At 58.8% G+C, this 924-nt stretch carries 1 pseudogene; it reads right to left on the bottom strand.

The window, feature by feature from the left end:
* Positions 1–474: pseudogene (locus BV106_RS33860) on the bottom strand (DUF1080 domain-containing protein); the annotation flags it as partial.
* Positions 475–924: the final 450 nt, after the last annotated feature.

Below are 924 nucleotides of genomic sequence, written 5' to 3' on the forward strand. Positions count from 1 at the left end.
GCCGTTGAAGAGGGAGACTGGCTCACCGTACTTCACTTTGGCCAGATCAGGCTTGGCCGGGATGGCGGCGATTCGCTTGCCGGTGAAATCGCCTTGGGCGAACTCTTTGCCGTCGGCTTTCACCTTCACGGTGCTGAGTTTGAGATCATCGCCCGTGGCCTTCGCCGTGATGGTCTCTGTCACCTGCTCTTCAGCCTGGGTCTTCGGGTTCTTCGCCTTGGAGAGACGGATCACCTTGAGGGTATCGCCTTCCACCTTCACTTCCTGCACCGGCACCACACTGCCACCACCCCAGAGGATGCTGCCCTGAAGCTTGCCGCCGGTTTCCTCAACCCCCAACCAGCCAGCACCGCCATTGGGGAGCGTGAGCGCCCAGCGACCCTCGTAAGGGCTTGCGGCGAAAACGGAAGCGCTGAGCCCGGCGGCCAGCATGCCACCGAGAAGGAAAGTGCGGGAGGAGTTAAGGAATGTCATGGAAGACCCTCAACGCCCGCCAGGCGGGGAAACTATCGTGAATAGGTCGTCAGGGACATGATCAGTCTGACACGCACCAACTGGGAGGGCACTATCTCATCGATCAACGGGAGGAGTCCTTCCGCAAGTCATTCAACAACGTTCCGGAATCCGCGACCACTCTGGAACCATACCAAGCTTGGAGTCTTTTGGCAGCTCTCTCTGCAAACACCTTCATTTCAGGATTCGCCACCCTTTTGCGGCTTCCTGATTTCGCCTCACTGCTGCGATGTTTGGCCTTGGAGACAGTGGTTCCCATGGGCTAAGTATCGCACACCTCCAAGCCCACGCAACGCCCACTGACAGGCGAAAAAAGCGCTGGCCGACAAACAAGTCGGCCAGCGCGAAACGAGAACAGATGGAGAGAGCCGGCTTACGCCGCGAACTCAGCGATCACTTCGATCTCGACGA

It is taken from the genome of Verrucomicrobium sp. BvORR106, from assembly GCF_000739655.1.
GTDB lineage: Bacteria > Verrucomicrobiota > Verrucomicrobiia > Verrucomicrobiales > Verrucomicrobiaceae > Verrucomicrobium.